Here is a 6,913-nt window from a genome sequence, read left to right as displayed (position 1 = left end):
CCGGCGCCGCACCGGCCGTGCCCGCGCTGTTGGCCGCCAGTGCCGCCGCGCCGGCCGCGGCCGCCGCAGCGGCAGCCGCGGCGACGGGTGCCGCGGCCTCCCGGCAGACCTGCTCGGGGATCGGCACCGTTCTGGTGCGGCCCGCCGGGGCGTCGGGGGCGTCGGGGGCGTCGGGGGCGCCCGCCTCGTCCGTGCCGTCCGCGTCCGCGGCGCGGGCCCGGGCCAGCTCCTCGAAGGCTTCCCGGGCGGCCAGGTAGGCCTGGACGGCGGCGATGCCGTACACCGGCTGGATCAGCTGGTGGCCCTTGAAGAACGGCCGGGCCGGGGCGAACCCGGCGGCGATCACCAGGTCGCGGATCTCCGTTATCTCGGCCTCCGTGCGGGCGGTGAAGCGGACCTCCCAGCCCTTCTTGTACGTGTGGCCGTCCGCGCTGTTGCGGCGGGCGAGGTCGGGCCGGCGGACGTAGCCGGGCAGGCGGCCGAGGCGCAGTTGGGCGGCGCGCAGGCCGGGGATCTCGTCACGTGGCATGTGCCGATGGTAGGCAATCCGGCGGGTGCCGGTGGTCGGCGGGTGGTGCTCCACCGTATGGCCTTGGTCACTCTGGGTCAGTAATCGCTGATCATCGGGGTGCCCCCACTCCATGATCGTTGATGTGCCGATTCGATGAAAAACGGATCGTCACCTCCCAAGTCCGATCTAATCCGGCATTCGAGTGAACGTCCCATACGTCGAACGGGTGAGGGTATGGGGACTTTAGGACGGAGCCGTCCCGTTTTCGCGACGGTTGGGTAACAGGTCGTCAAGTCGGGCGTGCGACTGTGGCGGTGTTGGGGAGGGTGTCGACATGAGCTACCGGATTCCTTCCCAGCCGCTCTCCCTGGAAGAGCTGGCGCGGCGTCAGCAGAACGTGGTCACCGCGAGCCAGCTGCGGGCCCGCGGCGTGCCCGCCCGGGCGGTCACCGAGCACTGCCGCCGCGGTGGTCCGTGGCAGCGGCTGCTGCCCCGCGTCTACCTGCTCCAGGACGGCGACCCGACCCCCGAGCAGCGGATGTGGGCGGCCCTTCTCTACGCGGCGCAGGACGGCCGGGGCGAGGGCGGCCGCGAGGGCGCCGTGATCACCGGCGCGGCCGCGCTGGCGCTGTACGGCTTCGCCTCGGTGCCCCGGCTGCCGGCCGTCACCGGCGTGGAGGTGCTGGTGCCCCGTCAGCGACGCCTGAAGGACGCCGGCCCCGTCCGGATCCTGCGCACCGGCCGGGAGCTGGTGGCCCGCTCGGTGCACGGCCTGGCCTGCGCGCCGGTGGCGCGCGCCGTGGCCGACGCGGTGCGCGAGTGGACGGACACCGGGGCCTTCGAGAGCGGTGCCGTCCGTCCGGCGCTGCTGCGGGCGATGCTCCGCGAGGCGGTGACGCGCACCGAGGGCGGCTGCGCCCTGCGGGAGCTGGTGGCGGAACTCGGCGAGGCCCGGCTGCTGACCGAGCCCCGGGTGCGGGCCGCGCTGGACGAACTCCTCGCCATGGAGCGGGAGTCGGTGCTCGCCCGGATCGGCGAGCTGGTGGACGAGTGGCTGCTGCCCGTGCCGCTGGTCGGCCCCGAGCTGCGGATGCGCGGCGGCACCTACGTGGCGGTGCCGGACCTGTACTGGCCGGAGGTCGGCGTGGCGGTGGCCGTCGACTCCGACCTGCGCTGCGTCAGCGAGGGCGAGGCCGCCTGGGTGCGCGGGGAGCAGCACCGGATGGAGTACCTGGGGGTGCGGGTGGTGTACGTCTCCGGCGCGCGGGTCGCCGCCGAGCCGGACGAGGTCGGCGGCGAGCTCCGCGAGGCCTTCCGGGCGGGCGGGGCGGACGTGGTCGAGTTGGTGGTCACCGACCGCTGACCGGCCGCGCGGCCGACAGACCCGGCTGCCGATCCCGACCCCCCTGGCTATCGACTGCCCCGGCCGTTCCGGATGCCGGGCGCGGCTTCAGCGCAGGACCGGGCTGCCGGTCAACTCGACTCCCGCGGAGCGGAGTTCGGCCAGTGCCGCCTCGGTGGTGCCGGCGGCGACGCCGGCGGTCAGTTCGAGCAGCACCCGGGTGGTGAAGCCCTCGCGGGCGGCGTCGAGCGCGGTCGCCTTCACGCAGTGGTCGGTGGCGATGCCGACCACGTCGACCTCGGTGACCTCCCGTTCGCGCAGCCAGTCGGCCAGCGTCCCGCCGTTCTCGTCGCGGCCCTCGAAGCCGCTGTACGCGGCCGCGTACGCGCCCTTGTCGAAGACCGCCTCGATCGCGCCCGAGGTGACCGAGGGCGCGAAGTTGGGGTGGAAGCCGATGCCCTCGGTGCCGGCCACGCAGTGCGCGGGCCAGGAGGTGACGTAGTCCGGTTCCTCGGCGAAGTGCGCTCCGGGGTCGACGTGGTGGTCCCGGGTGGCGACGATGTGGGTGTAGCCGGGGGAGGCGTCCGCGATCAGGTCGGTGATGGCGGCGGCCACTTCGGCGCCGCCGGCGACGGCCAGACTGCCGCCTTCGCAGAAGTCGTTCTGCACGTCGACGACGATCAGGGCCCGGTGCATGGCTGGCTTCTCTCGGTGTGGGCGGTCCGCGGCGGGCCGCGGTGGGGGTCGGGCGGTTCGGACGGTGCGGGGGAGGTGCGGGGGAGGTGCGGGGGAGGTGCGGGGGAGCCTGGGCGGGACCGCTGGTGGGACCGGGACGGAACCACGGGCGGAACGTCGGGGTGGCGTGGAGGCCGTGGTGGTGCCGAGAAGACTGTAGGGAGTGACGCGCAGCGGCGGAAGGCCCGGCGGGCTCACCCGGCGGCGGTCGCGCCGCTCATCAGCTCGGTGACGATCACGGGGTCGCCCTTCGACAGCTGGGTGGCCGACATCGGGAGCGCCGCGCGGGCGCGCCGGTGCCGCTCGCGCGCCGCTTCCAGCGGTTCGCGCCCCACGACCTCGCCGCCGCGGACCAGCGGCACGTGCAGCAGGTGCGGCTCCAGGTGGGCGGGCACCGGCCCGGTGCCGACGACCTCGGCCTCGGCGACGCCGTCCGCGTCGGGCCGGCGGGCCGCCCACTTGAGGCCGCCGGTGCTGGTCTTGCCGCCGGCCGAGCGCTTGGCGACCGGGACGAGGGGCCCGCCGGGCACGCTCTCGCGGGCGACCAGCTTGTAGACCATCGCGCAGGTGGGGTGGCCGCTGCCGGTGACCAGGCTGGTGCCGACGCCGTAGCCGTCGACCGGCGCGGCGGCCAGCGCGGCGATGGCGTACTCGTCCAGGTCGGAGGTGACGATGATCCGGGTCTTGTACGCGCCGAGGTCGTCGAGCTGGCGGCGCACCCGGTGGGCGAGCAGGGTCAGGTCGCCGGAGTCGATGCGGACGGCGCCGAGTTCGGGGCCGGCGACGTCGACGGCGGTGCGGACGGCCTCGGCCAGGTCGTAGGTGTCGACGAGCAGCGTGGTGCCGCGGCCCATCGACTCGACCTGGGCGGTGAAGGCGTCCCGCTCGCTGTCGTGCAGCAGCGTGAAGGCGTGGGCGGCGGTGCCGGTGGTGGGGATGCCGTGGGTGAAGCCGGCCTCCAGGTCGGAGGTGGCGCTGAAGCCGGCGATGTACGCGGCGCGGGCGGCCGAGACGGCGGCGGCCTCGTGGGCGCGGCGCGCACCCATCTCGATCACCGGGCGGTCGCCGGCGGCGGCGGTCATCCGGGAGGCCGCGGCGGCGATCGCCGAGTCGTAATTGAGGACGGAGAGGACCAGCGTCTCCAGGATCACGGCCTCGGCGAAGCTGCCCTCGACGGTCAGCAGCGGCGAGCCGGGGAAGTACACCTCGCCCTCGGGGTAGCCGTGGATGTCGCCGGAGAATCGGTAGTCGGCGAGGAAGCGCAGCGTCGCGTCGTCCACCACCCGCTGGTCGGCGAGCCAGTCCAGCTGGGGGCCGGTGAAGCGGAAGGCCTCGACGGCGTCCAGGACCCGGCCGGTGCCGGCGACCACGCCGTAGCGGCGGCCGTTCGGCAGGCGCCGGGTGAACACCTCGAAGACCGAGCGGCGGTGCGCGGCACCGCTGCGCAGTGCGGCCTGCAGCATGGTCAGCTCGTAGCGGTCGGTGAGCAGCGCGGTGGAGCGGTGCGCGGTGATGGCGTCCATGCCGATGATGCTACTACCACTTAGCGTCAGATTGACGATTTCTCCGGAGTGATGTTGACCCGGATTCGCTCGGAAGTCCCCCGGATGGAAGCATGAGGGCAGGGGGAGACGCGCCTTCACCCCGGTCAGCTGCAGAGGAGAGAGCCAGTCGTGAGTGTCGCGCCGGTCGAGATCGAGCGCCCGGAGGTCGAAGGCCTGCCCGTGGTGGAACCGGACACACCGTGGGTGACCATCGTCCACAACGACCCGGTGAATCTGATGAGCTACGTGCAGTACGTGTTCCAGGCCTACTTCGGCTACCCGAAGGACAAGGCCCGCGAGCTCATGATGGAGGTGCACACCAAGGGCCGCGCCGTCGTCTCCAGCGGCACCCGCGAGGAGATGGAGCGCGACGTGCAGGCGATGCACGGCTACGGGCTCTGGGCCACCCTCCAGCACGACTGACGCGCGGCGGCCCGCCCGGTCGGGCGGCGTGCGCCGGTCCGCAGGGCCGGCGCAGCGGTCGCGACACCACACACCGAGACCCACAGACACGTGAACGGGGCTGATTCAGGACTCATGGCTGGCTTGTTCGAGACCGCCGGCGAGGGCGCCGCGGCGATCGCGCTCGACGAGGTGGAGGCCTCCATCCTCCGGTCGCTGGAGGTGCAGATGCTGGAGCTGATCGGCCCCGGCCCCGGAGGAGTGGGCGACGACCCGCTGGCCGCGCTGTTCGCCGAGGGGCCGAGCGAGGCGCCGGCCGACCCCGCGCTGGCCCGGCTCTTCCCCGACGCCTACGGCGAGCCCGGCGAGCCCGCCGACACCGAGACCAGGGCGATGGCGGGCGAGTTCCGCCGCTACACCGAGCTGGACCTGAGGGCCCGCAAGCGCGAGGACGCGCTGAGCGTCGTCCGGGCCCTGGACGGGCTCGGCGGCGACGGCGGCGTGCTGACCGTCCCGGCCGCGGACTGCCCGCGCTGGCTGGGCGCGCTGAACGACCTGCGGCTGACCCTCGGCTCCCGACTGGACGTCACCGAGGACGACGAGGAAGGGCTGTACGCGCTGCCCGACAGCGATCCGCGCAAGCCGCTGGTGATGGCGTACCTCTGGCTCGGCGGCATGCAGGAGTCGCTGCTGGAGGCCATGGCCGGCTGACGCCGCGTCACCCCGGAGCACCCGCACCCCCGTGTCCACCATGTGGACCCGGGGGTGCGACATTTCGGGCACATCGCCTCGAATCCGGACATGACATGCTCAATTAACGCTCAGATGAACACCGGTATCCGGGCGGGCCGTGGTACGACTTCTCACCTCCCCACGACCCGAGGACGGTACGCCCATGGCCGATCAGCGCTACGACGAGGTGATCGACACCGAGCCGGACGAGGAGGGCTACGCCCGCGGACTGGGCAGCCGCCAGATCCAGATGATCGCCATCGGCGGCGCGATCGGCACCGGCCTCTTCCTCGGCGCCGGCACGGCCATCTCCAAGGCCGGTCCCAGCCTGATCCTCAGCTACGCGGTGGCCGGCCTGGTGATCTTCGTGATCATGCGCGCGCTCGGCGAACTCCTCACCTACCGCCCGGTCTCCGGCAGCTTCTCCGAGTACGCCCGGGAGTTCCTCGGCCCGTTCGCCGGCTTCGTCACCGGCTGGACGTACTGGCTGTTCTGGGTGGTCACCGGCATGGCCGAGACCACCGCGGCCGCGGTGTACGTGCGGTACTGGGCGCCCGGCGTCCCGCAGTGGGCCAGCGCGCTCGCCTTCCTGGTGCTGCTCTACGGCGCCAACCTGATCTCGGTGAAGCTCTTCGGCGAGATCGAGTTCTGGTTCTCGATGGTCAAGGTCACCGCCATCCTCGGCATGATCCTCATCGGCGTCGGCGTGCTCACCCTCGGCTTCTCCGACGCCGGTGACACCGCGTCGGTCACCCACCTGTGGGCCGACGGCGGCTTCTTCCCCAAGGGCGTCGGCGCCACCGTGATGACCCTTCAGATCGTCATGTTCGCCTACCTCGGCGTCGAACTCGTCGGCGTCACCGCCGGCGAGAGCGAGGACCCGGCCCGCACCCTGCCGCGCGCCATCAACACCCTGCCCTGGCGGATCGCGCTGTTCTACATCGGCGCCCTGGTCGTCATCCTCTCGCTCGTCCCGTGGCAGGAGTTCGCGCCCGGCGTCAGCCCGTTCGTCGCCGCCTTCGAGAAGGTCGGCATCCCGGCCGGCGCCTCCGTCATCAACTTCGTGGTGCTCACCGCCGCCCTCTCCTCCTGCAACTCCGGCATGTACTCCACCGGCCGGATGCTGCGCGACCTCGCCCTGCGCGGCCAGGCCCCCGGCCGCCTCACCGCGCTCAACGCCCGCCGCACCCCGGCCGCCGCGATCACCGTCTCCTGCCTGCTCATGGGCGTCGGCGTGGTGCTCAACTACCTCGCCCCCGGCAAGGCGTTCGAGTACGTCACCTCCGTCGCCACCGTCTGCGGCCTGTGGACCTGGGCCGTCATCCTGGTCGCCCAGATCCGCTACCGCCGCGCCTGGCAGGACGGCCGACTGCCCGCCCCCACCTTCAAGGCCCCCGGCGGGGCGTGGCCGAGCCGGCTCGCGCTGGCCTTCCTCGTCCTGGTCGTCGTGCTCATCGGCTTCGACGAGGACGCCCGGATCTCGCTCTACGTCTTCCCGGTCTGGGCCGCGCTGCTGACCGCCGGCTACCTGGTGCTCTCCCGCAGGCGCCCCGAGGCGGTCCGCGGCCCCGACCACGACCGGTCGGGCACGGGCGCCGGCCGCTGATCCGCCGGACGCCCGCCGGCCGTCCGGCGGGCGTCCGGCAG

At 73.2% G+C, this 6,913-nt stretch carries 6 protein-coding genes and 1 pseudogene; 4 read left to right on the top strand and 3 right to left on the bottom strand.

What is annotated here, in order from left to right:
* A pseudogene (locus ABD353_RS29925) lies at positions 1-529 on the bottom strand (hypothetical protein); the annotation flags it as partial.
* Between the two features lie 316 nt (positions 530-845).
* On the opposite strand from ABD353_RS29925, the gene ABD353_RS29920 reads away from it, so the two are divergent.
* Complete coding sequence (locus tag ABD353_RS29920; protein ID WP_344626812.1) at positions 846-1,874, top strand: type IV toxin-antitoxin system AbiEi family antitoxin domain-containing protein; 1,029 nt, start codon at positions 846-848, stop codon at positions 1,872-1,874.
* An 87-nt stretch (positions 1,875-1,961) separates the two neighbouring features.
* On the opposite strand, the gene ABD353_RS29915 is transcribed toward ABD353_RS29920, so the two are convergent.
* On the bottom strand, positions 1,962-2,549 hold the full coding sequence (locus ABD353_RS29915) for an isochorismatase family protein (RefSeq protein WP_344626811.1): 588 nt from the start codon (positions 2,547-2,549) through the stop codon (positions 1,962-1,964).
* A gap of 233 nt (positions 2,550-2,782) precedes the next feature.
* Positions 2,783-4,111: a nicotinate phosphoribosyltransferase gene (locus ABD353_RS29910; protein WP_344626810.1), complete on the bottom strand. Its 1,329-nt coding sequence runs from the start codon at positions 4,109-4,111 to the stop codon at positions 2,783-2,785.
* 150 nt (positions 4,112-4,261) lie between these two features.
* Here ABD353_RS29910 and clpS point away from each other — a divergent pair, with 150 nt between their 5' ends.
* The 3 genes from clpS to ABD353_RS29895 all read left to right on the top strand — a co-directional run bounded on the left by clpS (position 4,262) and on the right by ABD353_RS29895 (position 6,872).
* Positions 4,262-4,555, top strand: a complete 294-nt coding sequence (gene clpS, locus ABD353_RS29905) for an ATP-dependent Clp protease adapter ClpS (protein ID WP_030271864.1) — start codon at positions 4,262-4,264, stop codon at positions 4,553-4,555.
* A 114-nt stretch (positions 4,556-4,669) separates the two neighbouring features.
* Positions 4,670-5,245 (top strand): DUF2017 domain-containing protein, encoded by a 576-nt coding sequence (locus tag ABD353_RS29900; RefSeq protein ID WP_344626809.1) that lies wholly within the window; start codon positions 4,670-4,672, stop codon positions 5,243-5,245.
* 184 nt (positions 5,246-5,429) lie between these two features.
* Positions 5,430-6,872 (top strand): amino acid permease, encoded by a 1,443-nt coding sequence (locus ABD353_RS29895; RefSeq protein WP_344626808.1) that lies wholly within the window; start codon positions 5,430-5,432, stop codon positions 6,870-6,872.
* The last annotated feature ends 41 nt before the right edge of the window (positions 6,873-6,913 follow it).

Origin of the sequence: Kitasatospora arboriphila (assembly GCF_039528095.1) — a bacterium.
GTDB lineage: Bacteria > Actinomycetota > Actinomycetes > Streptomycetales > Streptomycetaceae > Kitasatospora > Kitasatospora arboriphila.
This window is presented reverse-complemented; position numbering and strand designations above follow the sequence as displayed.